Source organism: Mycobacterium sp. SM3041, assembly GCF_039668335.1.
GTDB lineage: Bacteria > Actinomycetota > Actinomycetes > Mycobacteriales > Mycobacteriaceae > Mycobacterium.
Map to the genome: position 1 here is coordinate 136,046 of NZ_JAYXBQ010000001.1, position 26,182 is coordinate 162,227.

General features: G+C 68.8%; 20 protein-coding genes. 15 read left to right on the forward strand and 5 right to left on the reverse strand.

Annotated elements, in window-relative coordinates; translation table 11 throughout:
- Positions 1-12: 12 nt before the first annotated feature.
- The 14 genes from VXD91_RS00595 (at position 13) to VXD91_RS00660 (ending at position 17,766) form a co-directional block, all read left to right on the forward strand.
- Positions 13-1,992, forward strand: coding sequence for an alpha/beta fold hydrolase (locus VXD91_RS00595; RefSeq protein WP_346414374.1), 1,980 nt, complete (start codon positions 13-15; stop codon positions 1,990-1,992).
- A 9-nt stretch (positions 1,993-2,001) separates the two neighbouring features.
- On the forward strand, positions 2,002-3,261 hold the full coding sequence (locus tag VXD91_RS00600) for a trans-acting enoyl reductase family protein (protein WP_346414375.1): 1,260 nt from the start codon (positions 2,002-2,004) through the stop codon (positions 3,259-3,261).
- 98 nt (positions 3,262-3,359) lie between these two features.
- Complete coding sequence (locus VXD91_RS00605) at positions 3,360-3,992, forward strand: DUF937 domain-containing protein (RefSeq protein WP_212812313.1); 633 nt, start codon at positions 3,360-3,362, stop codon at positions 3,990-3,992.
- A gap of 52 nt (positions 3,993-4,044) precedes the next feature.
- Positions 4,045-6,714, forward strand: coding sequence for a valine--tRNA ligase (locus VXD91_RS00610; protein ID WP_212812312.1), 2,670 nt, complete (start codon positions 4,045-4,047; stop codon positions 6,712-6,714).
- Entirely contained in the window at positions 6,711-8,147 is a 1,437-nt protein-coding gene (locus VXD91_RS00615) for a folylpolyglutamate synthase/dihydrofolate synthase family protein (RefSeq protein ID WP_212812311.1), read from the forward strand. The genes VXD91_RS00610 and VXD91_RS00615 overlap by 4 nt, the downstream gene beginning before the upstream one ends.
- Entirely contained in the window at positions 8,144-8,518 is a 375-nt protein-coding gene (locus tag VXD91_RS00620) for a DUF4233 domain-containing protein (RefSeq protein WP_212812310.1), read from the forward strand. The genes VXD91_RS00615 and VXD91_RS00620 overlap by 4 nt, the downstream gene beginning before the upstream one ends.
- Before the next feature lie 49 nt (positions 8,519-8,567).
- A complete protein-coding gene (gene ndk / locus VXD91_RS00625; protein WP_346414376.1) occupies positions 8,568-8,978 on the forward strand; it encodes a nucleoside-diphosphate kinase in 411 nt (136 codons plus the stop codon).
- Between the two features lie 315 nt (positions 8,979-9,293).
- Positions 9,294-12,248, forward strand: coding sequence for an Rne/Rng family ribonuclease (locus tag VXD91_RS00630; protein WP_346414377.1), 2,955 nt, complete (start codon positions 9,294-9,296; stop codon positions 12,246-12,248).
- A gap of 192 nt (positions 12,249-12,440) precedes the next feature.
- Positions 12,441-12,764 (forward strand): 50S ribosomal protein L21, encoded by a 324-nt coding sequence (gene rplU, locus VXD91_RS00635; protein WP_020102181.1) that lies wholly within the window; start codon positions 12,441-12,443, stop codon positions 12,762-12,764.
- An 18-nt stretch (positions 12,765-12,782) separates the two neighbouring features.
- The gene (gene rpmA, locus VXD91_RS00640; protein WP_020102180.1) at positions 12,783-13,040 is read left to right on the forward strand and encodes a 50S ribosomal protein L27; all 258 of its coding nucleotides are present in this window, start codon (positions 12,783-12,785) and stop codon (positions 13,038-13,040) included.
- Between the two features lie 80 nt (positions 13,041-13,120).
- Positions 13,121-14,581, forward strand: a complete 1,461-nt coding sequence (obgE, locus tag VXD91_RS00645) for a GTPase ObgE (protein ID WP_346414378.1) — start codon at positions 13,121-13,123, stop codon at positions 14,579-14,581.
- Positions 14,578-15,699, forward strand: coding sequence for a glutamate 5-kinase (gene proB, locus VXD91_RS00650; protein WP_318985528.1), 1,122 nt, complete (start codon positions 14,578-14,580; stop codon positions 15,697-15,699). The genes obgE and proB overlap by 4 nt, the downstream gene beginning before the upstream one ends.
- Positions 15,700-15,830: 131 nt before the next feature.
- Positions 15,831-16,454, forward strand: a complete 624-nt coding sequence (locus VXD91_RS00655) for a PIG-L deacetylase family protein (RefSeq protein WP_020102177.1) — start codon at positions 15,831-15,833, stop codon at positions 16,452-16,454.
- Between the two features lie 4 nt (positions 16,455-16,458).
- Positions 16,459-17,766, forward strand: coding sequence for an FAD-dependent oxidoreductase (locus VXD91_RS00660; RefSeq protein WP_346414379.1), 1,308 nt, complete (start codon positions 16,459-16,461; stop codon positions 17,764-17,766).
- Here VXD91_RS00660 and VXD91_RS00665 read toward each other — a convergent pair.
- Complete coding sequence (locus tag VXD91_RS00665) at positions 17,742-18,581, reverse strand: NAD-dependent protein deacetylase (RefSeq protein WP_318985526.1); 840 nt, start codon at positions 18,579-18,581, stop codon at positions 17,742-17,744. The genes VXD91_RS00660 and VXD91_RS00665 overlap by 25 nt on opposite strands.
- Positions 18,582-18,639: 58 nt before the next feature.
- On the opposite strand from VXD91_RS00665, the gene VXD91_RS00670 reads away from it, so the two are divergent.
- Positions 18,640-20,682, forward strand: coding sequence for an NAD(+) synthase (locus tag VXD91_RS00670; protein WP_318985525.1), 2,043 nt, complete (start codon positions 18,640-18,642; stop codon positions 20,680-20,682).
- Between the two features lie 306 nt (positions 20,683-20,988).
- On the opposite strand, the gene VXD91_RS00675 is transcribed toward VXD91_RS00670, so the two are convergent.
- From VXD91_RS00675 to VXD91_RS00690, 4 genes are all read right to left on the reverse strand, one after another.
- Positions 20,989-22,596, reverse strand: coding sequence for a DUF222 domain-containing protein (locus tag VXD91_RS00675; protein WP_346414380.1), 1,608 nt, complete (start codon positions 22,594-22,596; stop codon positions 20,989-20,991).
- A gap of 92 nt (positions 22,597-22,688) precedes the next feature.
- On the reverse strand, positions 22,689-23,867 hold the full coding sequence (locus VXD91_RS00680) for a DUF2306 domain-containing protein (protein WP_213020308.1): 1,179 nt from the start codon (positions 23,865-23,867) through the stop codon (positions 22,689-22,691).
- 113 nt (positions 23,868-23,980) lie between these two features.
- The gene (locus VXD91_RS00685) at positions 23,981-25,231 is read right to left on the reverse strand and encodes a cytochrome P450 (protein WP_212812299.1); all 1,251 of its coding nucleotides are present in this window, start codon (positions 25,229-25,231) and stop codon (positions 23,981-23,983) included.
- 60 nt (positions 25,232-25,291) lie between these two features.
- Positions 25,292-26,158, reverse strand: coding sequence for a ribokinase (locus tag VXD91_RS00690; protein WP_212812298.1), 867 nt, complete (start codon positions 26,156-26,158; stop codon positions 25,292-25,294).
- Between the last annotated feature and the right edge of the window lie 24 nt (positions 26,159-26,182).

A 26,182-nucleotide genomic window follows, 5' to 3' on the forward strand; every position in this document is an offset into this window, starting at 1 on the left:
TAACAACGGAGCATGGCCCTGACACCGTTCGACGACCTGGATACGTACTTCTCACTGCCCCGGGTGTCCGGGCTCGCGGTCTCACCCGACGGCCGTCGCGTCGTCACGATGATCAGCGAGCTGAACGCCAAGGGCACCGAATTCGTCACCGCGGCTTGGGAACTCGACCCCGACGGTCAGCGCGAGGCGCGCCGGCTGACGTACGGAGCCAAGGGGGAGTCCCAGCCGGCCTTCACCGCGGCCGGTGACCTGCTGTTCGTCGCGGCCCGTCCCACCGACACCGACGACGACCCGCCGGCGGCGCTGTGGCAACTGCCCGCCAACGGCGGTGAGGCACAACGACTTCTGGAGCTGGCGGGCGGCGTCACGGGCGTGCACGCCGCCCGCGCGGCCGACGTCGTCGTGGTGACGGCGCCGATGCTCCCGTCGGCCGGCACGCCCGAGGACGACAAGCGGCTGCGCACCCTCCGCAAGGACAAGAAGGTGTCGGCAATTCTGCACACCGGGTACCCGGTGCGGCACTGGGACCACGACCTGGGTCCCGATCACGCGCACCTGCTCCGCGTCGAATCGGGTGCGGCCCATGACATCACGCTGCAGCCGGGGATGGCATTGAACGAGGCCACCGTGGCGGTCAGTGCGGACGGCAGCTTCGCCGTCGCGTCGTGGCAGGTCCCCGCTGCGGGGGCCGCACTGCGCAGCGTGCTGGTCCGCATCGACATCGCGACGGGGGAGCGCACCGTGATCGCCGACGACCCGGCTGCCGACCTGGGGCACCCGGCGATCTCGCCCGACGGCACCACCGTCGCGTACCTGCGGGAGACGCACTCGACACCCGAGCAGGCGCCGCGGATCACCCTGTGCCGCCAGGTCTTCGGTGCCGAGCCGGTGGAGCTCACCGCGCACTGGGACCGCTGGCCGGCCTCGGTGACCTGGTCGCACGACGGGTCGAACCTGCTGGTCACCGCGGACGACAACGGCCGGGCGCCGATCTTCGCCGTCGACCCGTCGAGCGGCGTCGTTACCCAGCTGACGCACGACGACTTCGCGTACGGCGAGGTGCGGCCCGTCGCCGGCGGTGCGCTGTATGCCCTGCGCAGCAGCTACCTGACGCCGCCGCATCCGGTCCGCGTCGACGCCGACGGATCCGTCACCGTGCTGCCGGGCGTCGAATTTCCGGCACTGCCAGGCGAATTGGTCGAGCTGACGGCGACCGCGGACGACGGCACGCCCGTTCGTTCCTGGCTGACACTGCCGGCCGGCGACGCGCCCGCGCCACTGCTGTTGTGGGTGCACGGCGGGCCGCTGGGCAGCTGGAACACCTGGCACTGGCGGTGGAATCCCTGGCTGCTCACCGCGCTCGGCTACGCGGTGCTGATGCCGGACCCGGCGCTGTCCACCGGCTACGGTCAGGACTTCATCCAACGTGGCTGGGGCGCTTGGGGTTTCGCGCCGTATACCGACCTGATGGCGGCCGTCGACGCGGCCTGCGCGCACCCGCGCATCGACGCCGGCCGGATCGCCGCCATGGGCGGCTCGTTCGGTGGCTACATGGCCAACTGGATCGCCGGGCACACCGACCGGTTCGCCGCCATCGTCACGCACGCCAGCCTGTGGGCGCTCGATCAGTTCGGGCCGACGACCGACGGCGCCTACTGGTGGGCCCGTGAGATGACACCCGAGATGGCCGAACGCAATTCGCCGCACCGCCATGTCGAGAACATCAGGACGCCGATGCTGGTGATCCACGGCGACAAGGACTATCGCGTCCCCATCGGCGAAGGACTGCGGTTGTGGAACGACCTGGTGACCCGGTCGGGGCTACCGGCCGACGACACCGGTGAAACTGTGCACCGCTACCTCTATTACCCGTCCGAAGGTCATTGGATCGCCGCGCCGCAGCACGCCAAGATCTGGTACCAGGTGGTGACGGCATTCCTGTCCGAGCACGTGCGCAAAGAACACGTCGACCTGCCGGAGACCCTCGGTTAGGTTGGCAGCATGACCGCACCGCAGCGCGAATTCGACATCGTCCTCTATGGCGCCACCGGCTTCGTCGGGAAGCTCACCGCCCAATACCTGGCCGAGAACGGAGGGCAGGCGCGGATAGCGCTGGCGGGCCGGTCGATGGACAAACTGGCCGCGGTCCGCGACTCGCTCGGCGCGGCCGGGCAGAACTGGGGCCTGATCCAGGCCGATGCCGCGTCGCAGCACACCCTGGATGCCATGGCCGAGCGGACCCAGGTGGTCGCCACCACGGTCGGGCCGTACCTCAAATACGGCCTGCCGCTCGTGGCAGCGTGTGCCGCCGCCGGCACCGACTACGCCGACCTGACCGGCGAGAGCCTCTTCATCCGCGAGAGCATCGACCTGTTCCACAAGCAGGCCGCCGACACCGGTGCGCGCATCGTGCACTCGTGCGGATTCGATTCCATCCCTTCGGATCTCACCGTCTACGCGCTGTACAAGGCCGCCGCGGCGGACGGCGCCGGCGAGCTCACCGACACCGACTACGTGCTCCGCGGATTCTCCGGCGGGGTATCCGGCGGCACCGTCGCCTCGATGCTCGAGCTGTTCACGCGGACGTCCGGTGACGAAGAACTGCGCCGGACCATGATGGACCCGTACACGCTGACGACCGATCGCGGTGCGGAGCCCGACCTCGGCCACCAGACCGACACCCCGTGGCGCCGGGGCCGCGACATCGCCCCCGAACTCGCCGGCACGTGGACCGGTGCCTTCGTCATGGCGGTGGCCAACACCCGCATCGTGCGGCGCAGCAACGCACTGCTGGGCTGGGAGTACGGGCGCCGCTTGCGGTACTCGGAGCACATGAGCCTGGGGTCGTCGCCCATCGCGCCGGTGGCCTCGGCGCTGGGTACCGCGGCCAACGCGGCCGTCATGAACCTCGGCAGCCGCTTCTTCAACAAGCTGCCCCGCGGCCTTATCGACCGTGTCGTGCCGAAGCCCGGGACCGGCCCCAGCGAGCAGGCGCGGGACAAGGGCTACTACCGCGTCGAGACCTACACCCGCACCACCAGCGGCGCCCGGTACCGCTCGGTCATGGCGCAGCAGGGTGACCCGGGCTACAAGGCGACCGCGGTGCTGCTGGGCGAGAGCGGGCTGGCGCTGGCCCTCGACCGCGACCGGCTGTCGGATCTGAAGGGCGTGCTGACGCCGGCCGCGGCGATGGGCGATGTGTTGATGACGCGGCTGCCGGCCGCCGGCGTCACGTTCGAAACCGAGGCGCTGGGGCGCTGATTCGCGCAGCAAGCGCCGAAGTGCTGTGCCTCGCCGCCGACCCGGCTAGTGTCGGCGGCGAGGCGCTTCACACACATCGGTGACGAGGGGAACATGCCATGGCTGGTCTTGACGAACTGCTCAATCAGATTCCGACACAAGAGATTGCGGCCAAGCTCGGCGCTGATGAAGGGGAGGTGAACAGCGCCGTACAACAGCTGGTGCCGTTGCTGCTCGGCGGTGTACAGCAGACCGCGCAGGACCACCCCGACACCGCGGCCGGCCTCGAAAGCGAAGCCGCCGATCACGCGGCGAGCGGGCTGCTCGACGGTGGGGTGACGGTCGACCAGGTCAACCAGGACCAGGGCGCCGACGCCGTCGCGAAGATCTTCGGCGGCAACGACAGCGGCCAGGTGGCGTCGGCGCTGGCCGGCGGTGGCGCGGGTAACAGTGAGCTGATCCAGAAGCTGCTGCCGATCCTGGCGCCCATCGTGCTGGCCTACATCGGCAAGCAGCTCACCGGCGGCGGCGCAGCGTCCACGCCCGCGGCGTCCGGTGGCGGTGGTCTCGGCGACGTGCTGGGCAACATCCTCGGCGGCGCGCTGGGCGGTAACAACGCCGGCGGCAATACGAGCTCCGGTGACAACCCGCTCGGCAGCATCCTGGGCAGCGTCCTCGGCGGTGGCGGCAACCAGGGCGCCGGCGGCGTGCTCGGCAGCGTCCTGGGCGGGCTGTTCGGCAACAAGAAGTAGGCCCCGAGGGGCAGTTTTACGTCCGGTCACCGGGTTTACCTAGAATTGGCCGGTGACTGCCAGCGATACGCCTGATCCCACGACCGTGAACGCGGCCGATGCCCTGCCCAAAACGTGGGATCCGAGCGCGGTAGAAGCTGACATGTACCAGGGCTGGGTCGACGCCGGGTACTTCACCGCCGACCCGACCAGCGACAAGCCGCCGTACTCCATCGTGCTGCCGCCGCCGAACGTCACCGGCAGCCTGCACATGGGCCACGCGCTCGACCACACCCTGATGGACGCGCTCACCCGGCGGAAGCGCATGCAGGGTTACGAGGTGCTGTGGCTGCCCGGCATGGACCACGCTGGTATCGCCACGCAGACCCTGGTCGAGAAGCAGCTTGCCGCCGACGGCAAGACCAAAGAGGACTTCGGCCGCGAGGGCTTCGTCGAGAAGGTCTGGGAGTGGAAGCGCGAGTCCGGCGGCACCATCGGCGGCCAGATGCGCCGCCTGGGCGACGGCGTCGACTGGAGCCGGGACCGCTTCACCATGGACGAGGGCCTGTCGCGCGCCGTCCGCACCATTTTCAAACGGCTGTTCGACGCCGGCCTGATCTACCGCGCCGAGCGGCTGGTGAACTGGTCGCCGGTGCTGGAGACCGCGATCTCCGACCTCGAGGTGAAGTACGACGACGTCGAGGGCGAGTTGGTCTCGTTCCGCTACGGCTCGATGAACGACGCCGAGCCCCACCTGGTCGTGGCCACCACGCGACTCGAGACGATGCTCGGTGACACCGCCATCGCGGTGCATCCCGACGACGAGCGCTACCGCGCGCTGGTCGGCAAGACCCTGCCGCACCCGTTCCTGGACCGCGACATCATCATCGTGGCCGACGAGCACGTCGACCCCGAATTCGGTACGGGCGCAGTCAAAGTCACGCCGGCCCACGATCCGAACGACTTCGAGATCGGACTGCGGCACAACCTGGCGATGCCGACCATCATGGACACCAAGGGCGCCATCGCCGGTACCGGAACCGAATTCGACGGCATGGATCGGTTCGAGGCCCGCGTCAAGGTGCGCGAGAAGCTGGCCGCCGAGGGGCGGATCGTTGCCGAGAAGCGGCCGTACCTGCACAGCGTCGGGCACTCGGAGCGCAGCGGCGAGGCCATCGAGCCGCGGCTGTCGATGCAGTGGTGGGTCAAGGTCGAATCGCTGGCCAAGGCCGCCGGTGACGCAGTCCGGAACGGCGACACCGTGATTCACCCGACCAGCCTGGAGCCCCGCTGGTTCGCCTGGGTCGACGACATGCACGACTGGTGCATCTCCCGGCAGCTCTGGTGGGGACACCGCATCCCGATCTGGCACGGCCCGGACGGCGAGACCGTGTGCGTCGGCCCCGACGAGGAGCCGCCGGCCGGCTGGGAGCAGGACCCCGACGTGCTCGACACGTGGTTCTCCTCGGCGCTCTGGCCGTTCTCGACCATGGGCTGGCCCGACAAGACGCCGGAGCTCGAGAAGTTCTATCCGACAACGGTTCTGGTCACGGGCTACGACATCCTGTTCTTCTGGGTGGCCCGCATGATGATGTTCGGCACCTTCGTCGCCGACGATCCGGTGCTGGGCGGCGCGAAGGTGCCGTTCGAGAACGTCTTCCTGCACGGGCTGATCCGCGATCAGTTCGGGCAGAAGATGAGCAAGTCCAAGGGCAATGGCATCGACCCGCTGGACTGGGTCGAGACGTTCGGCGCCGATGCGCTGCGCTTCACCCTGGCCCGCGGTGCCAGCCCCGGTGGCGACCTGTCGATCGGTGAGGACCACGCCCGCGCGTCCCGCAACTTCGCGACCAAGCTGTTCAACGCAACGCGTTTCGCGATGATGAATGGTGCGGCGCCGGCTCCGCTGCCGGAAGCCGCTGAGCTCACCGACGCCGACCGCTGGATTCTGGGCCGTCTCGAAGAGGTCCGGGCCGAGGTGGACAACACGCTCGAGCGCTACGAATTCAGCCGGGCCTGCGAGGCGCTGTACCACTTCGCGTGGGACGAGTTCTGTGACTGGTACCTCGAGCTCGCGAAAGCCCAACTGTTCGAAGGTGGTTCGCGCGCCGAGCACACCAAGGCGGTCCTGGCCGCGGTGCTCGACGTGCTGCTCAAGCTGCTGCACCCGGTGATGCCGTTCGTCACCGAGGCGCTGTGGAAGTCGCTGACCGGTGGCGAGTCGCTGGTCATCGCGGAATGGCCGCAGGCCTCCGGTGTCGCGCTCGATCAGGATTCCGCGCAGCGGATCACCGACATGCAGAAGCTCATCACCGAGGTCCGCCGGTTCCGTAGTGACCAGGGCCTCAACGACCGGCAGAAGGTGCCCGCCCGCCTGGTGGGCATCAGCGAGGCCGACCTGGATGCCCAGGTGGCCGCGGTGACCTCCCTGGCCTGGCTGACCGAGCCGGCCGACGGCTTCAATCCCTCGGCGGCGGTGGAGGTCCGGCTGTCCAAGGGCACCGTCGTCGTCGAGGTGGACACCTCGGGCACCGTCGACGTCGCCGCCGAGCGGCGCCGGCTGGAGAAGGACCTGGCCGCCGCGCAGAAGGAACTCGCCCAGACCGCAGGCAAATTGGGTAACGAGGCGTTCCTCGCGAAGGCGCCGGAGGATGTGGTCGCCAAGATCCGGGCCCGCCAGCAGCTCGCCCAGGAAGAGGTCGACCGGATCAACACCCGGCTGGCCGGCCTGCCGTCCGCATGAGCACCCCCACACCCGACGAGATCGCCGAACTGCTGCAGGTCGAGTATCTGCTCGACCAGCGGTGGCCGGAGACCAAGATCGAGCCGAGCACCGTCCGGATCGAGGCGCTGCTGGAGATGCTCGGTTCGCCGCAGCGCGGCTATCCGAGCATCCACGTGGCCGGCACCAACGGCAAGACCTCGGTCACCCGGATGATCGACGCGCTGCTGACGGCGTTCTCGCGGCGCACCGGCCGGACGACGAGCCCGCACCTGCAGGCCGCCACCGAACGCATCGCGATCGACGGAAAGCCCATCAGCCCAGCGCAATACGTCGCCACCTACACCGAGATCGAGCCGTTCGTCGAGATTGTCGACCGGCAGTCGGAAGCGGGTGAGCTGGGTGAGCCCGGCCCCAAGATGAGCAAGTTCGAGGTGCTCACCGCCATGGCGTTCGCCGCGTTCGCCGACGCACCCGTGGACGTCGCCGTCATCGAAACCGGCCTCGGCGGACGGTGGGATGCCACCAACGTCGTCGACGCCCCGGTCGCCGTCATCACGCCGATCGGCCTGGACCACACCGATTATCTCGGCGACACCATCGCCGCGATCGCGGGGGAGAAGGCCGGCATCATCGCCCGCCAGCAGCCCGACCTGGTGCCCGCCGGCACCGATCCCAGCACTGTCGCGGTGATCGCCCGCCAGGTTCCCGAGGCCATGGAAGTGCTGATGGCGCAGGCGGTTACGGCCGACGCCGCCGTCGCCCGTGAGGAGTCCGAGTTCGCCGTCCGCGCCCGGCAGGTCGCCGTCGGGGGGCAGCTGCTGGAACTGCAGGGCCTCGGCGGTGTCTACACCGACATCTTCCTGCCACTGCACGGCGAGCATCAGGCGCACAATGCCGTCCTGGCGCTGGCTGCCGTCGAGGCGTTCTTCGGCGCCGGTGCCGACCGTCAGCTCGATGTCGACACCGTCCGTCAGGGCTTCGCGTCGGTGACCACCCCCGGCCGCCTGGAGCGGATGCGCAGCGCCCCAACGGTGTTCATCGACGCCGCGCACAATCCGGCCGGCGCCGCGGCGCTCGCCGACGCATTGCAGACCGAGTTCGAGTTCCGGTTCCTGGTCGGCGTCATCTCGGTCATGGCCGACAAGGACGTCACCGGCATCCTGGCCGCGCTCGAGCCGGCGTTCGACCTGGTGGTGGTGACCCACAACGGGTCGCCGCGCGCCATGGACACCGAGACGCTGGCGTCCCTGGCCGAGGAGACCTTCGGCCCCGAACGCGTCGTCACCGCACCGAACCTGCCCGACGCCATCGAGGCGGCGACGGCGCTGGTGGAGCAGTCGGGCAACGACTACGGCTCCTCCGACGGGTTCTCCGGCGCGGGCATGGTGATCACCGGTTCGGTCGTGACGGCCGGTGCGGCCCGCACCCTGTTCGGAAAGGACCCGGCATGACCGCCCCGAACCAGCCCGACCCCTGGAAGAGCTTCCGCGGCGTGATGGCCGGCACCCTGATCCTGGAAGTCATCGTGGTGCTGCTGGCGCTGCCGGTGGTGTCGGTGTTCCACGGCGGCCTGACGCCGCTCAGCAGCGGCTACCTCATCGGCATGGCGGTCGTCCTGGGCCTGTTGTCGGGGATGCAGGGCCGGTCGTGGGCGCTGTGGGTCAACATCGGTATGCAGTTCGTGCTGATCCTCGGTGCGTTCATCGACGTCACCATCGGCATCGTCGGCATCATCTTCCTGCTCGTCTGGGTCCTGATCGCGTACCTGCGGTCCGAGGTCAAGCGCCGCCAGGACCGCGGCCTGCTGCCCGGCCAGCAATGACCTGCGCCCGAATCGCTCCATTCGGTTACTGACTAGTACGCTGTCCGCCGTGACTGAGCAGACCCTTGTTTTGATCAAGCCCGACGGCGTCAAGCGCAACCTGATCGGCGAAATCATCAGCCGGATCGAGCGCAAGGGCCTGACCTTCGCTGCACTGGAGCTGAAGACCGTCAGCGTGGAGCTGGCGACCAAGCACTACGCCGAGCACGAGGGCAAGCCTTTCTTCGGTGACCTGCTGGAATTCATCACCTCCGGCCCGGTGGTGGCCGCCATCGTCGAGGGCCCGCGGGCCGTCGCCGCTTTCCGGCAGATCGCCGGCGGCACCGACCCGGTGGAGAAGGCCGCGACCGGCACCATCCGTGGTGACCTGGCCCTGGTCACCCAGGACAACCTGGTGCACGGCTCGGATTCCCCGGAGTCCGCGGCCCGTGAAATCGCCTTGTGGTTCCCCGGTAGCTGACACTGTGGTCCGCCGGTAGCTGAGCTACCGGCGGCACCTCGTCGGAGATTGGCCGACGATGTGGGATACTGGCCTACGGGTGACCTGCTTCATACCAGGAGCGGACGCCCGGATGAAGACTTAGACGACGCGACCACCCGGAGTAATCCGGGTGCGGCGCCGACCGTCCAGCCATCATTCAGCCAGGCACCGAGGGCTCCCCGTGGGCCGCTAGGTGCGAGACCACAACAATCTCGGGAGAAGTTCCCCGAGCCAATACAAGAAGCCCTCGCGTGGCCGCGTCGCACGACGCGCCCGGGGGCTTGAGGAGAATACGTGGCCGACGATGCCCAACTTGAAGCCCGATCCGAAGACGCCAGCAGCGCAGCGGAGCCGATAGAGCTCCCCGAGCGCCTGCGGATTTTCTCGCTCGCCCGGATCCTCGGGACGACCAGCAAGAAGATCACCGAGACCCTCGCCGGGGTCGACGGTAGGCCCCGCAACCCGGCGTCCACGGTGACGCGCGCCGAGGCCGAGCGGGTCCGTGACCTGCTGGGACTCGGTGGCGAGGCGACGCAGGACCCCGCACCGGCCGCGACCGTCGAGCCGGCGGCCGAAGTGCTGGTCGAGGTCGTCAGCGAAAGCACCGAAGTGACCGCCGAGGTCGCCGTCGAAGCCGTCGACGTCGCCGAAGCCGCCGTCGAGATCGCCCGCGAGGCGGCCGATGCCGGTGCCGCGGAGCCCGACGAAGACGAGCCCGAGTCCCGCCTGCTACTCGAGACGGTCCCGGCGCCCGCTGCCGAGCCCGCCGACTACCTGCCGCTGTTCGTGGCGCCGCAGCCCGTGACATTCCGGCCGCCCGCCGAGCCCGACGACTTCGCCGACGACGACACCGCCGACGATGCGGCCGACGCCGCCGACGAGGGCGGCGAGGACGGCACCGACGAAGACGGCGAGCGGCCCGCCAACCGGCGCCGCCGTCGTGGCCGCCGGGGTCGTGGCCGCGGCCGGGGTGAACAGAGCAGCGACGACGCCACCGACGGTGACGCCGAAGGCGAGACGCAGGATGCGTCGGCCGAAGGTGACGAGGACACCGACGGCGAGGCCGACGAAGACGCCGGTGACGACGACGCGAACGCGTCCGACGGTGCCAGCCGCCGTCGCCGCCGTCGTCGCCGCCGCAAGTCGGGCGGTGCCGGCGGTGACGATGCCGATGGTGAGGCCGGTTCGCCCGACGATCCGCCCAACACCGTCGTCCACGAGCGCGCCCCGCGCACCAAGTCGGACAACAACGAAATCCAGGGCATCACCGGGTCCACCCGGCTCGAGGCCAAGCGTCAGCGCCGTCGTGACGGCCGGGACGCGGGCCGGCGCCGGCCGCCGATCCTGAGCGAGGCCGAGTTCCTGGCCCGCCGCGAAGCCGTCGAGCGCGTGATGGTGGTGCGCGACAAGATCCGCACCGAGCCGCCGCACGAAGGTGCCCGCTACACCCAGATCGCCGTGCTGGAAGACGGCGTGGTGGTCGAGCACTTCGTGACGTCCGCCGCGTCGGCCAGCCTGGTCGGCAACATCTACCTCGGCATCGTGCAGAACGTGCTGCCCTCGATGGAGGCGGCGTTCGTCGACATCGGCCGGGGCCGCAACGGTGTGCTCTACGCCGGCGAGGTCAACTGGGAGGCTGCCGGCCTCGGCGGCAACAACCGCAAGATCGAGCAGGCGCTCAAGCCCGGCGACTACGTCGTCGTCCAGGTCAGCAAGGACCCGGTCGGGCACAAGGGCGCGCGCCTCACCACGCAGATTTCGCTGGCCGGTCGCTACCTGGTGTACGTGCCGGGGGCGTCGTCGACCGGCATCAGCCGCAAGCTGCCGGACACCGAGCGCCAGCGCCTGAAGGAAATCCTCAAGGAGGTCGTGCCCGCCGACGCCGGTGTGATCATCCGCACCGCGTCCGAGGGCGTGAAGGAAGAGGACATCCGCGCGGACGTCAACCGGTTGCAGGAACGCTGGACCGAGATCGAGACGACGGCTGCCGAGACCAAGGCCAAGGCCGCCGGCGCCGCCGTGGCGCTGTACGAGGAGCCCGACGTCCTGGTCAAGGTCATCCGCGACCTGTTCAACGAGGACTTCTCCAAGCTCGTGGTGTCGGGTGACGAGGCCTGGAACACCATCAACGGCTACGTGAACGCGGTTGCGCCCGAACTGCTCTCGCGCATCTCGCAGTACGAGCCCGCCGGCGGGCCCACGGGTCCGGACGTGTTCTCCGTGTACCGCATCGACGAGCAGCTGGCCAAGGCGATGGACCGCAAGGTCTGGCTGCCCTCGGGTGGCACCCTGGTGATCGACCGCACCGAGGCCATGACCGTCGTCGACGTCAACACCGGCAAGTTCACCGGCTCGGGCGGCAACCTGGAGCAGACGGTCACCCGCAACAACCTCGAAGCGGCCGAGGAGATCGTCCGTCAGCTGCGGCTGCGGGACATCGGCGGCATCATCGTCATCGACTTCATCGACATGGTGCTCGAATCCAACCGTGACCTGGTGCTGCGCCGTCTGACCGAGGCGCTGGCCCGGGACCGGACCCGCCACCAGGTGTCCGAGGTCACCTCCCTCGGACTGGTGCAGCTGACCCGCAAGCGGCTCGGCACCGGCCTGATCGAGGCGTTCTCCACGACGTGTCCGCACTGCGCGGGCCGCGGCATCATGCTGCACGGCGATCCGGTGGACACCGCGTCGGCGAACGGCCGGAAGGCCGAGGCCGCCGGCGGCGCCGGTGGTGGCGGCCGGCGCAGCAAGCGCGCCAAGAAGGCCGCGCCGCGCGCCGAGGAGACGCCGGTGGCCAAGGTGCCGTCGCATCCGCAGGGCGAGCACCCGATGTTCAAGGCCATGGCGGCCGCGAACGGCAAGCACGAGGACGAGCTCGACGACGAGGACGCCACCGAGGACACCGAGGGTCTGGCCGACGAAGCGGCCGACGGCGACGCCGTCGAGTCCGCCGAGGTGCTGACCGAGCTGGACACCGACGAGGACTCGGAAGACGATGAGCTCGAAGTCGAGCTCGACGAGGACTTCGAGGACGGCGACGACGACAGCGACGAGCTGGACCTCGACGACGACACCGACGAAGACGACGACTCGGACGAGGACGACTCGGATGAGGACGACGACGAAGACGACGAGGACGAGGCTGATCAGCCCGCTGAACCGGTCGTCGCCCAGGTTCCCGTCGTCCGGCAGCGGCGCCGCGCTGCGGCCCGTCCCGCCGGTCCGCCGGTCGGAGGTGTCGATGGCTGATGCCGTGAGGGTCCACGCGGTTTGACCCTCGATTAACTGGTCACGTACCCTTGACCAGTTGTCGCCTGGCCGACACCGGCGACATGGAGAGCTGCGGACGCCCGCGCCGCTCCAACCTAAGACCCGCGCTCGCAGCCTTCGGGTGGCGCGCGCCCCGCAGTAGACGAAACGAAGAACAGAGGAACACCAACGATGGCAGCCGATAACGCCACGTACGCAATCGTCAAGACTGGTGGCAAGCAGTACAAGGTTGCCGTCGGTGACGTGGTCAAGATCGAGAAGCTCGACGCTGAGCAGGGCGCCTCGGTGTCGCTGCCCGTCGCTCTCGTGGTCGAGGGTGCGAAGGTCACCACCAGTGCCGACGCGCTGGCCAAGGTCGCTGTCACCGGTGAGGTGCTCGAGCACACCAAGGGCCCGAAGATCCGTATCCACAAGTTCAAGAACAAGACCGGCTACCACAAGCGCCAGGGCCACCGTCAGCAGCTGACGGTCGTCAAGGTCACCGGCATCAAGTAAGTAAGGGAGCGAACAGACATGGCACATAAAAAGGGCGCGTCCAGCTCTCGTAACGGTCGCGATTCAGCCGCCCAGCGACTGGGCGTCAAGCGTTTCGGCGGCCAGGTCGTCAAGGCCGGCGAGATCCTCGTCCGTCAGCGCGGCACTCACTTCCACCCGGGCGTGAACGTCGGTCGCGGTGGCGACGACACCCTGTTCGCCACGGCCGCCGGCTCGGTGCTCTTCGGCTCCAAGCGTGGTCGCAAGACGGTCAACATCGTCCCGGTCGAGGCTTAACCTTTTCCCACGAGGTGTGAAGCTGCCACGAGGTTTCGCCTCGTGGCAGCTTTTCTTTTTCTTGAGGGAGAGGACGTCAGATGGCACCCCGGTTCGTTGACCGTGTGGTGATCCACGCACGCGCCGGTAACGGCGGCAATGGCTGTGCATCGGTACACCGGGAGAAGTTCAAGCCGCTCGGTGGGCCGGACGGGGGCAACGGCGGCAAGGGCGGCAGCATCGTCCTGGTCGTCGACCCGCAGGTGCACACCTTGCTGGACTTCCACTTCCGCCCGCACGTCGATGCGCCGTCCGGTAAGCCCGGCGCCGGCAGCAACCGCGACGGCGCCGCGGGCGCCGATCTCGAGGTCCACGTGCCCGACGGCACCGTCGTGCTCGATGAGCAGGGCCGCATGCTGGCCGACCTGGTGGGCGCCGGTACCCGCTTCGAGGCCGCCGCGGGTGGCCGCGGTGGGCTGGGCAACGCCGCGCTGGCCTCGCGGGCCCGCAAGGCGCCCGGTTTCGCGCTGCTGGGGGAGAAGGGCGAGATCCGGGATCTCACCCTCGAACTCAAGACGGTCGCCGATGTGGGCCTGGTCGGTTTCCCGTCGGCCGGTAAATCCTCTCTGGTGTCGGCCATCTCGGCCGCCAAGCCGAAGATCGCGGACTACCCGTTCACCACACTCGTGCCCAACCTGGGTGTGGTGTCGGCGGGCGACAACACCTTCACCGTCGCCGACGTCCCGGGCCTAATCCCCGGTGCTTCGGAAGGCCGTGGCCTGGGCCTGGACTTCCTGCGGCACATCGAGCGCTGCGCCGTGCTGGTGCATGTGGTCGACTGCGCGACCCTCGAACCGGGCCGCGACCCGATCTCCGACATCGAGGCGCTCGAGGCCGAGCTGGCCGCGTATACGCCCACGCTGCAAGGGGATTCGACCCTGGGCGACCTGGCCGAGCGCCCCCGCGCGGTGCTGCTCAACAAGATCGACGTGCCCGACGCCCGCGAACTCGCCGACTTCGTGAAGGACGAGGTGGCGGCCAAGTACGGCTGGCCCGTCTACGAAATCTCGACCGTGAGCCGAGATGGCCTGCGCCCGTTGACCTTCGCCCTGTGGGACATGGTCGCGGCATACCGCGCCGCGCAGCCGGTCGTGGCCCCGCGCCGGCCGATCATCCGGCCCGTCGCGGTCAACGAGACCGGCTTCACCGTCGAATCGGACGGCTCGGGCGGCTTCATCGTGCGCGGCACCCGGCCGGAACGCTGGATCGCCCAGACGGCCTTCGACAACGACGAGGCCGTCGGCTATCTCGGTGACCGCCTGGCGCGCCTGGGCGTCGAGGACGAACTGCTCAAGATGGGCGCCCGCGCGGGCTGTGCCGTGACCATCGGCGACGTCACCTTCGACTGGGAGCCGCAGACGCCCGCGGGTGTCGACATGCAGATGTCCGGTCGCGGCACCGACATTCGCCTGGAACAGACCGACCGTGTCGGGGCCGCGGAACGCAAGGCGGCCCGTAAGGAGCGCCGTCGGTCAGCGGAGGATGCCGAGGACGACCTGTGACGCAGGGCTCCGGCACGGTCTCGGCGCATCGCGAGGCCGTGCGCACCGCACGCAGCGTCGTCGTCAAGATCGGTACCACGGCGCTGACCGCGCCCAACGGCATGTTCGACGCCGGCCGGCTGGCTACGCTGGCCGACGCCATCGAGAAGCGGATGAAGGCCGGATCGGACGTCGTGATCGTGTCGTCCGGCGCCATCGCCGCGGGGATCGAGCCGCTCGGCCTGAGCCGGCGCCCGACGGACCTGGCCACCAAGCAGGCCGCGGCCAGCGTGGGGCAGGTGGCCCTGGTCAACTCGTGGAGCGCGGCGTTCGGCCGGTATGACCGGACCGTCGGGCAGGTACTGCTCACCGCCCACGACATCGCCCAGCGCGCGCAGCACAACAACGCGCAGCGCACGCTGGACCGGCTCCGGGCGTTGCACGCGGTGGCGATCGTCAACGAGAACGACACCGTGGCCACCAACGAAATCCGGTTCGGCGACAACGACCGGCTGTCGGCACTGGTGGCGCAGCTGGTGGGGGCCGACGCGCTGATCCTGCTGAGCGACATCGACGGCCTGTATGACTCCGATCCCCGCAAGGGCAACGCGCGCTTCATTCCCGAGGTCGCCGCGTCGGGTGACCTCGACGGCGTATCGGCGACCGGGGGCAGTCACCTGGGCACGGGCGGTATGGCCTCCAAGCTGTCGTCTGCGCTGCTGGCCGCCGATGCTGGTGTGCCGGTCCTGCTGGCGGCCGCCAGCGACGCTGCTGCCGCGCTGACCGACGCGTCGGTGGGTACGGTCTTTGCGGCGCGTCCCGAGCGGATGTCGGCGCGGCGGTTCTGGGTGCGCTATGCGGCCGAGACGACGGGGACCCTGACGCTGGACGCCGGTGCGGTGCGGGCCGTCGTCGGGCAAAGAAAATCGTTGCTGCCCGCCGGGATCACCGCGGTCGCCGGGCGCTTCCACGGCGGCGACGTCGTCGAGCTGCACGGTCCCGACGGCACCGCGGTGGCGCGGGGCGTCGTGGCCTACGAAGATTCCGAGCTCGCGGGCATCATCGGCCGGTCCACGCCCGAACTGCCCGTCGAGCTGCGCCGACCCGCGGTGCATGCCGATGATCTGGTAGCAATTTGACGTCGACTTCGTGTGTATTTGGCTAGAATCGACGCCTCGTTCGGTGTTTTCCCTGCTGGAGAAGGCCTACCCATTAAATTAGGGTTATGCTGCCTTCGACACCTGACGCAGCAAACAGAATTGAGGGGGCGATGGCGAGACAGTCCGTGCTGGCGGTCGGCGCGCATCCCGATGACATCGAACTGGGCTGCGGGGGTGCGCTGGCAAAGCATGTCGCGGCCGGCGACCGGGTCACGATGTTGGTGGTGACCCGCGGCGAGGAGGGGCCCGGCGACTCGCAGGAGCGGGTGCGTGAACAGCTCCGCGCGGTGGAGGTGCTCGGCGTCCACGAACTGCTGTGGGGTCAGGGCTTCGGCGACTGCCGCGTTTCGCTGCAGGAGTTCGAGCTCGTCCACCTGATCGAAGACGCCATCGAAAAGTCTTCTGCCACAATCGTTTACACCCACACGGCCAACGACAGTCACCAGGACCACCGGGTGGTCTCGCGGTGTACCCTCGGTGCGGCGCGCTGGGTGTCGTCGATCATGACGTACGGCGGGCCGTCGGCCATCGGTTTCAATCCGACGGCGTTCGTCGACATCTCTGACTCGCTGGACAAGAAGATCGAAGCCCTGATGTCGCACGTGTCGCAGGCCGAGGCCAGCGAGAAGGTCAGTGCCTCGTGGGTGCGCAGTTCCGCTGAGCACTACGGCTTCCTGTGCCGCCGGGCATTCGCCGAGGGCTTCGAACCGGCCCGACTGGTCGTCGATTTCTGACCCTGTGCCGACCTTTCTCATTGTCGGCGCCGGCCCGACGGGTTTGGGCGCTGCCGTCCGGCTGACCGAACTCGGGGTCGACCATCTGGTGGTGGATGCCGGTGATCAGGTCGGCGGCATGGCCACGTCGGTGCGCGACGAACACGGTTTCACCTGGGATCTCGGCGGCCACGTGCTGCACAGCCACTTCGCGGAATTCGACCGTGCGGTCGACGCCTCGGGCGTGAAGATGAACGACGTCGCCCGCAACGGCTGGGTGTGGCTCGACGGCAGCGGGCCGCAGAGTCTGGTGCCCACGCCCATCCAGCAGCAACTCGCCGAGATGCCGACCGACCTGTACCCGGACGCACCGCTGCACAACCTCGCCGACTATTACCGCAACAATTTCGGTGGCAAACTTTTTGACGAGTTTTTCGGCCCCTACAACTACAAGATGTGGACGGCCCCGCTCGAACACATCGACCACGAATGGACATCGTTGCGCAGCGGCAGCGCCGCGCCGAACGTACCGCGCCTCGGGCTGGCCGGCTCGGCGCCGGCCCCCGCGGGCAGTTTTCCGTATCCGATCGGCGGCACCGGTGCCCTGTGGCAGGGCGTGCACGACCAGATGCTGGCGCCCGGCACGGTGCGGCTGAATACCCGCGTCGTCGACATCGATGTGGCCGGGCGGGTCGCGACGCTGGACGACGGCTCGACCGTCTCCTACGACCACTGCGTCAGCTCGGCGCCGCTGACGACGGCCTGGGGCTGGCTCGGTGGCGCCGGCGCACACGGGACGGCCGAGCGAAACACGTTGTGTGCCAGTCGGATCTACGCGGTCGGGCTGGGCTACCGGGGTGCGGCGCCGGACGCGCTGGCCGACAAGACCTGGCTGTACTGCCCGGACCTGGGCGTGCCGTGGTACCGGGCCACGATGCTGAACAACTACGACCCCACCAACGCCGGCGACGGCCGCTGGAACGTGCTGTGCGAGGTGCCGCTGCTGCCCGGACAGCCACTGACCGCCGACGACGCGGTGCGGCGTACCGAGGAATCACTGCGGGCGCTGGGGGCCGAGTCGGAGTACGTGGTGAGCCGGTTCGTGCGGGAAGTGCCGATGGGCTATCCGGTGCCGACCCTGGGCCGTGACGACATCGTGCGGACCGTCGACGAGCGGCTGCGCGCGCACGGCTTCTACAGCCGCGGCCGGTTCGGTGGCTGGCGCTACGAGTCGTCGAACCAGGACTACGGCTATCTGCAGGGCCGGGAGGCCGTGGACAACGCGCTGTCCGGTACTCCGGAGGATGTCTACTGGCACCCGGAGAGGTTCTGAGCGGCCAATTCGCCGGACAGCAGCGCGAGCATTTCCGAACAGCCACTCTCGATCTTCACCGTGGCCAGGTCGTCGCCGCGGGTGGTGCCGCGGTTGATGATCGCGACGGGCTTGCCGGCGGCGGCCGCGTACCGGACGAAGCGGTAGCCCGAGTACACCGTCAGCGATGATCCCGCGACCAGCAGCGCGTCGGCGGCGTCGACCAGGGCGTACGCCTGTTGCACGCGGTCTTTCGGCACGCTGTCGCCGAAGTACACGATGTCGGGTTTGAGGATGCCGCCGCAGCGTGGACAGTCCAGGTACCGGAATGTCGCGGTGTCCTCGACGGTGGCGTCGGCGTCGGGGGCCACGCCGATACTTCCGACCTCGGCCCGTTCGGTGAAACCGGGATTGAGCCGTTCCAGTTCGACGGCCAGCGCGGCCCGGGTCATGGTGTGTCCGCAGCTCAGGCAGACGACCTGGGCGTACGTGCCGTGCAGGTTCACCACCGTCTGGGAGCCGGCCTTGGTGTGGAGCAGGTCGACGTTCTGGGTGATGACGCCCGTCACCAGGCCCGCGCGTTCCATGGCGGCCACGGCGCGGTGGCCGGCGTTGGGCCGGCGTGCGGCCATGTGCCGCCAGCCGATGTGGTTGCGGGCCCAGTACCGCTGCCGGAAGGCCGGCCCGGACAGGAACTGCTGGATGGTCATCGGATTGCTCGGCGGCGAGTCCGGCCCGCGGTAGTCCGGGATGCCCGAGTCGGTGGAGATGCCGGCGCCGGTCAGCACGGCGAGACGCCGGTCGGCCAGCAGATTGACCAGTTCAGGAGCCTGCACGTCATCGAGGGTAGGCCGTCCACGGAGTTGCACCACGTGTCGATGCAACAATCGAGACGTGGACTTCTACTCCGCCTACCGACACGGATTCGTCCGCGTCGCCGCGTGCACGCACCACACCGCACTCGCGGACCCGGCGACCAACGCCGCGTCGGTGCTGCGCCTGGCCCGCGAGTGTCACGACGACGCCGTCGCATTGGCGGTGTTCCCGGAACTGACCCTCTCGGGGTACTCGATAGAGGACATCCTGCTGTCGGACACGCTGCTGGAGTCGACGACCGAGGCGCTGGCGTCGATCGTCGAGGCATCGGCCGACTTGCTGCCGGTTCTGGTGGTGGGCGCGCCGCTGCGGCACCGGCACCGCATCTACAACACCGCGGTGGTCATCCACCGCGGTTCGGTACTCGGCGTGGTGCCCAAGTCGTACCTGCCGACCTACCGCGAGTTCTACGAATCGCGTCAGATCGCGGCCGGCGATGATGCCGAGGGCACGATCCGGCTGAACGGTATCGACGTGCCGTTCGGCCCCGACCTGTTGTTCGCCGCCGCTGATCTGCCGAATTTCGTGCTGCACGTGGAGATCTGCGAGGACATGTGGGTGCCGGTGCCGCCGAGTGCGACGGCCGCGCTGGCCGGTGCGACGGTGCTGGCGAACCTCTCCGGCAGCCCCATCACCATCGGCCGGGCCGACGACCGCAAGCTGCTGGCCCGCTCCGCGTCGTCGCGATGCCTGGCGGCGTACGTGTATGCCGCCGCGGGGGAGGGTGAGTCCACAACAGACCTGGCCTGGGACGGCCAGACCATGATCTACGAAAACGGCGTGCTGCTGGCCGAATCCGAGCGTTTTCCGTGCGGCGAGCGACGGTCGGTGGCCGACGTCGACACCGAGCTGCTGGCCGCCGAGCGGTTGCGCATGGGGACGTTCGATGACAACCGGCGCACCTTCGCCGACCGGACATCGGATTTCCGCCGCATCGAGTTCACGCTCTCGCCGCCGGCGGGCGACATCGGCCTGCTCCGGGAGGTCGAGCGCTTCCCGTTCGTGCCGGCGGATCCCGCGCGGCTGCAACAGGATTGCTACGAGGCGTACAACATCCAGGTGTCCGGTCTGGAGCAGCGCCTGCGGGCGCTGAACTTCCCGACCGTGGTGATCGGCGTGTCCGGCGGGCTGGACTCCACGCACGCGCTGATCGTGGCGGCCAAGGCGATGGACCGCGAGGGCCGTCCGCGCAGCGACATCCTGGCCTTCACCATGCCGGGTTTCGCGACCGGCGATCGCACCAAGAACAACGCGACCGCGCTGGCGAAGGCGCTCGGAGTTACGTTCTCGGAGTTGGATATTCGGGACACCGCGCGGCAAATGCTGGGCGAGATGGGGCATCCGTTCGCCCGCGGTGAGGCCGTCTACGACGTGACGTTCGAGAACGTGCAGGCCGGCCTACGGACGGACTTCCTGTTCCGGTTGGCCAACCAGCGCGGCGGCATCGTGCTGGGCACCGGCGACCTGTCCGAGCTCGGCCTGGGCTGGTGCACCTACGGCGTCGGCGACCAGATGTCCCACTACAACGTCAACGGCGGGGTGCCGAAAACCCTGATCCAGCATCTGATCCGGTGGGTGATCTCCTCGGGTCAGTTCAACGCCGACGTCAACGAGGTGTTGCAGTCGGTGCTGGACACCGAGATCACCCCGGAGCTCGTTCCGGCGACCGACGGTGAGGCAGTCCAGAGCAGCCAGGCCAAGGTGGGACCGTATGCACTGCAGGACTTTTCGCTGTTCCAGGTGTTGCGGTACGGCTTCCGGCCGTCGAAGATCGCATTCCTGTCCTGGCATGCGTGGCACGACGCCGACGCCGGTGACTGGCCGGCCGGCTTCCCGGACGACGAGCACGTCGCCTACTCGCTCGCCGACATCCGGCACTGGCTGAAAGTCTTCGTCCAGCGGTTCTACTCGTTCAGTCAGTTCAAGCGGTCGGCGCTGCCGAATGGTCCGAAGGTGTCCGCCGGCGGCGCGCTGTCCCCGCGCGGGGACTGGCGGGCGCCGTCGGACATGTCGGCGCGCATCTGGCTCGACGAGATCGACCGTAACGTGCCGGAGGCCTGAACGGGCCGGCGTTCCTGACCCCGCAGCAGAAAACCTACCCTGATCATCCACGGCACGGTCGACGACCTCATCACGCTCGATCCGGCGAGCCCCATCCAGAACCAGCTCCTGACGAGCGAGACCTCAACTGACTGGACCGCTTCCAATGGGTCGACCAGGATGGGCAGTTCTACACATCCGACGTGATGCCGACCGACCCGAGTTTCCACGGCACCCCGATCAACTCGCCTCGACCACGCCGTACCAGAGCTTCACGTCGGCCGGGGTCATCAACGTGTCCTCGGTGGCCGTGTAGCCGCACCGGCTTCAGAACGGTGGCGAGCTGTCGCCGTCGATGAGTTGTTGGGCGAGTTGGAGTTTGGCTTCGGCGGTCGACTCCGACGCCAAGAGCTCGGCCCAATTGAGTTTGCGCTCGTGCCGGGTACGTCGAGCGCGGTCGTCGATGCGGGTGCGCCGGCGGGTGGGCATCATGAGGTCGCGACCGGGTTGATCGCTGGTGGTCGCCGTAGCCGATGGTGGCGGCGCTGCCGATGGTGGCGGCGCTGTGGTAGGGAAGTGCCTGTCGGGAAACAGGATTCGGCTACCGGGCACGGTCGTGTATGTATGCCCGGTGGGTGCGGTCCACACGATGGTGCCGTCCGGGTTCTGGCGGGTGTGCCATCCGGTTGCGCCGCTGTAGAACGTTTTGACCAGGTGGTGCTTGCGGCACTTCGGGCTGAGATTGCCGGGATGCGTGGCTCCGGCCGGCCAGGGGATGGTGTGGTCGAGGTCGGCGTCCACGGCGGGGCGGTCGCAGCCGGGGTGCATGCAGGTGATGTCCCGCATCCGCACGTAGCGGTCGAGCGCGGTCGACGGCCGGTACCGCGGTTGCCCGTCGGCCGGAACCTGCGGCGTGGTAACCATTTTCACGCTCGCACCCCGGGCGGCCAGGTCTGCCATGACCACCGCGGGTATCACCGGCCCGCCGGACAGATAGCCGACCACGCTCTGGTCGACGACAGGCTCGGGCTCAGGCAGAGGCGCGAGTGCCTCGGCGACCGGAGTGTTTGCCGTCACCGGCGGTGCGGCCTCCGGCGCATCGAGCAGAGGATCGCTGATCGGTTGTGGCGCAGCGCCAGTCAAGACATTTATGACGACGGCTGCGGCGCGCGGATCGGCTCCGGCTGCCGGGCAGTCGGGTTTGCCGCAGTGACAGGGCAGCCGATCGCCACGGACGGCCAGGATGCCCAACGCGTCGGCGCGGCGCTGGGCGAGGCTGCGGGGATCGTCGTCGCAGACCTCGTAGGCCATGGCGGTGAGGGTGCGCTTGAGCAGTTCGGCGTCGGTGGTCAGTAACAGACCCCAGACCGAGGTGACGCCTGCGGGGTCACCCGGCTTGCCGAACTCGACATCGCGACCGCGGACGGCGTTACGGCTACGACGCACCGCGGCCGGGTCGAACTTCTCGATCCAGCTGTCGATCTGCCGGATCGTGTCGGCCTTCGACAACGGTCCCCATTCGCGCGCGCTGCCGGCCATGGCGGTGTCGATGAGGGCGAGCGCTGCGGGGTCTTGCACGAACTCGGTGTGCCAGCAGATCAGGGTGACCAACGGAAGTGATAGGTCCCCGCGCGCCAGCAGGGCGCCGACGTGTGGGAGCCGGTCACGCAGTGCGAGCGCGAGGTGCATCTGACTGGCGGCTTGCCAGCGATTGATCGTCAGGGCCGCGCCGATCTCGCACGCCGCGGCGTCCCAGCCGTCGCACGCCCACAGGTCGCGGTCCTCGTGGTCGATGCAGCGGCGGTGGGTGAGTTCGGCGATGGCAGCCAGCCGGCGGGCGGCACTCTGGGCTTCGGCCCGTGTTGCGCTGGTCATCGTGTCGACCAGGGAAGCGTCGTCGGCTTCCCTGGTTTCGATCACCAGTTCCTCGTACATATGTTCGATTTTAGCGATCTCGACCGCTTCAAACTACGTGGCAGGCGCAGATTGTGGATGAATCGCGTTCTGTGGATAACTTGCCGCCGCGCTCACGCGGCGGCGAGCACGTTCGGCTCATCAAGGTCGTCGTCGGTCCGACGCTGAGACCGCGCGGCCGCACGCACCACCAGCGCGAAGGCGACGGTGATCGGGATGACCGGGCCGTCCATGCCGCCGGCGAGAACGGCGTCGGCCGTCGTGAAGGCCGGCGGCACGATCTGCGCGTACAAGGCGGCCGCCGTCGGGGCCGCGGCGAAGCCCCACAACAGCCAGCGCCACTGCCGTTCGCGCGCCACATCTCCCGCGGCGCGGGCACGGAACACCCCACGTGCGGCGATTGCGATGCTGATCCAGGCCGGTACGAGATGAAAGAGCGCGAGGCCGTGCGGTATCGGCGCCGGCAGCCGCACCACGAGGCCGGCGTAGGCGAGTGAGCCGGCAATCGCCAATCCCACGGCAGCGCCGTACGTCCACCTTGGAGCCGAACACCTTGGAGCCGAACCGATTTGGGTGTCGGGTGACGATCGTTGCGTCAGCATGAACGCGAACACCGCGCTGCCGGGCGCGACGACGCCGAGGACGATGGAGCCCACGCCGATGTTGGTCAGCAGATCGTGTTGGGGGATCAGCGGCTGAATCCCGATCCAGATCACGCGCAGCAACGGCGCCGTCATCATCAGGGCGATGCCGTAGGTCATCCAGGCCCGGTGCGTGATCACGTCGCGGCGGCGGATCGCGTAGACCGCGTACCACGCGCTGCCGAGGGTGCCGATTGCCAAGGCGCGCAACTGGGTTTCGAATGCCGGGCCGATGAAGTGCTGGGCCGGCGGCGTGACGTACAGGAACACCAACGCGGTCAGCATGCTGATGGACATCAGTGCCAGATAGCTGCGGCCGATCCAGCGATGCACCGCCGGCCGGCGGTTGCGCAGCCGCGACGAGAACTGAAACAGCCCCAGAGTCAAGGCAAGTCCGGCCAACGTGGTGTGCACCATGAGAACCACGCGATGCTCGGCGTAGGCGCCGTGGCGTACCGACTCGACGGACCCGTCACCGATCGCGTAGTGATCACCGTTGATGACGGTGTTGACGGCGTCCTGCCAGCGCGCCAAGCCAGGGGCGAAAAGTGGCCAGGTGTAATTGAGTGCCAGCGGTACATAGAAGACGGCGATGGCGACCGTGAGCACGAAGAATCGCCGTGACACCGCGATTCCCTTGTGACCGTCCATTTGAACGTCAGATTCTAGGACCACCCACGGCAAACCCGCAGTATTTGCTGAATCGCAACGTCTGTGTGGTTTTGGGCGGTGGCACCCTCACTCGGCGCGCGCAGACAGCTCGCTCAGGAAGCCGCCCGCCATGACTGATCGACGGGGTCGAAGGCGATGGGCAGGGTGAGCGGTCCGCTCAGGCCCACCAACGGTTTCCACGGCACCGGCCCGGTCACGCGGGCGTTGGGCATGCGCTGGGTCATGAGGGCGAGCGCTTCGGCCAGCTCCATCTTGGCCAGGTGCACGCCGAGGCAGTAGTGCATCCCGGCGCCGAAGGTCTGCATCGCCGGGGCGCCCGCGCGGGTGATGTCGAGGCGGTCGGGATCGTCGTACACGGCGGGGTCGCGGTTGGCCGCGCCGGTGTTCACCTGCAGGAAAGTTCCTGCGGGAAACAGCATTCCGGCGAGTTCGACATCCTCGCGGGCCATCCGCAGCGAGCTGATCACGATGGGGGAGTGCCGCATGGTCTCTTCGACGGCACGGTCGGCCATATCCGGGTGCGCCCCCAGGAGCGCCCACTGGTCCGGGTGCTCACACAGGACCTGTACCGAAGCGGCCACCTGGTTGCGGGTGGTGTCGGTGCCGGCCGCCAGCAGGCCGGTGGACAGCATGCGCAGTTCGTCGGCACTGAGCCGGTCACCGTCCTCCTCGGCGCGGATGAGATCCGAGATCAGATCGTCGGTGAGATTGTCGCGCCGACGGGCAACCATGTCGTCGATGTAGTCATCAAGCGCGTCCCACGCGGTCAGGATCGCGGTCTCGTGTTCGGCGACGTGCCAGTCGAAGGCCTGCATGAAATCGTCCACCCAGGCCGACAATTGTGCCCAGTCCTCGGCGGGGGCGCCGAGCAGCGCACAGATGACCGGGGTCGGGTACTGGCGCGCGATATCGGTCACCACGTCGCAGTGCCCGCGGGCCACCTGGCGGTCGATCAGATCGCTGACGACGTCGACGACCGTGGTGCGCAGGCGTTCGATGGCGCGGCGGCTGAAGGCCGTCGCGATCAGTCGGCGCAGGCGGGTGTGTTCGGGACCGTCGATGCTGATGATCGATGCGCTGACGCGGTCCCACACCGGGCCCGACGTGATGCCCTGCGCCACGAGGAACATGCCCTGGGGTATCCGGAATCGCGGATCGCGCAGCACTTCGTGCGCGAGGTCGTAGGTCAGCACCTCCTGCCCGTGCGGCCCCATCGCGATCGGCGACTGCGCCCGCGCCGGCGCGAGGATCGCCTGCGCTTCGTCGGGGCTTTGCGCGCCCGAATAGTCGATCGCCGGAAGCGTGACGTCGAAGACGCTCGGAATACCGCTGGCAATGGTCATGCGTCGACTATCCGGCGTCGCGGCCGGCAGATCATCCGCCAAGTGGCGTATATCTGCGCGTCAGTTTGACGCGTCGTCTTCCAGCGCGTCCTCGATGACCTCGTCTCGCGGTGCGCAATCGCCGGCACCGGGTGTCAGGGTGGCGAGCGCGCCGGCTGTGACGGCCCGCCGGAGGGCATGCGCGGGGTCCGCGGTCCAACCCGCAGCCAGAACGCCGGCGAAGACATCACCCGCGCCGGTGGTGTCGACGGCTTCGACCCGGGGCGCCGGGACCTGTGTCTCACCGTCCGCCGTGCGGTGCTCCGCGCCGTCGGCGCCCCGCGTGATCACCAGGTGTGGGACGGGCCAATGCCATTGGGCGGCTTCGGTTTCGTTGACGATCACAACGTCGGTGACGGCGGCCAGCGCGGCGAGCACCTCCGGATCGGTGCCGGCAGGAGAGGCGTTCAGCACGACCGTCGCGCCGGCGTCCTTCGCCAGCCGCGCCGCCGCCAGCGCGGTGGCCGGCGGGATCTCCAGCTGCAGCAACAGCACGTCGCAATCGGCGACCACCGCGCGAACGTGTGCGGAGTCCAGGGTCAGGTGTCCGTTGGCGCCCGGCGCCACCACGATCATGTTTTCGGCGTTGTGGCCGACCATGATCGCCGCGGTACCACTCGGGACCGGCAGGCTGACGGTCGCGACCAGACCGACGCCGTTGTCCTGCAAGTGCTTTCGCAGCGCGCCGCCCGTGGCGTCGGCTCCGAGCGCGGCGACGAGCTGGACATCGGCACCCGCCCGGGCCGCCGCGACGGCCTGATTGCCGCCCTTGCCGCCGGGCTCCGAATGCAATGACGACGCCAGCACCGTCTGCCCCGGTCCCGGCAGGTCGGCCAAATCGAAGACCAGGTCCATGTTCACGCTGCCCACGACAGTGATGCGAGTCACCGGGCCACCGTAGCCCCGACCGGC

Excerpts from the sequence above, each read along its gene's own strand:
- VXD91_RS00595 (WP_346414374.1), top strand. The coding sequence starts at position 13 with ATGGCCCTGACACCGTTCGACGACCTGGATACGTACTTCTCACTGCCC.
- VXD91_RS00600 (WP_346414375.1), top strand. The coding sequence starts at position 2,002 with ATGACCGCACCGCAGCGCGAATTCGACATCGTCCTCTATGGCGCCACC.
- VXD91_RS00605 (WP_212812313.1), top strand. The coding sequence starts at position 3,360 with ATGGCTGGTCTTGACGAACTGCTCAATCAGATTCCGACACAAGAGATT.
- VXD91_RS00615 (WP_212812311.1), top strand. The coding sequence starts at position 6,711 with ATGAGCACCCCCACACCCGACGAGATCGCCGAACTGCTGCAGGTCGAG.
- VXD91_RS00620 (WP_212812310.1), top strand. The coding sequence starts at position 8,144 with ATGACCGCCCCGAACCAGCCCGACCCCTGGAAGAGCTTCCGCGGCGTG.
- rplU (WP_020102181.1), top strand. The coding sequence starts at position 12,441 with ATGGCAGCCGATAACGCCACGTACGCAATCGTCAAGACTGGTGGCAAG.
- rpmA (WP_020102180.1), top strand. The coding sequence starts at position 12,783 with ATGGCACATAAAAAGGGCGCGTCCAGCTCTCGTAACGGTCGCGATTCA.
- obgE (WP_346414378.1), top strand. The coding sequence starts at position 13,121 with ATGGCACCCCGGTTCGTTGACCGTGTGGTGATCCACGCACGCGCCGGT.
- VXD91_RS00655 (WP_020102177.1), top strand. The coding sequence starts at position 15,831 with ATGGCGAGACAGTCCGTGCTGGCGGTCGGCGCGCATCCCGATGACATC.
- VXD91_RS00675 (WP_346414380.1), bottom strand. The coding sequence starts at position 22,596 with ATGTACGAGGAACTGGTGATCGAAACCAGGGAAGCCGACGACGCTTCC.
- VXD91_RS00680 (WP_213020308.1), bottom strand. The coding sequence starts at position 23,867 with ATGGACGGTCACAAGGGAATCGCGGTGTCACGGCGATTCTTCGTGCTC.
- VXD91_RS00685 (WP_212812299.1), bottom strand. The coding sequence starts at position 25,231 with ATGACCATTGCCAGCGGTATTCCGAGCGTCTTCGACGTCACGCTTCCG.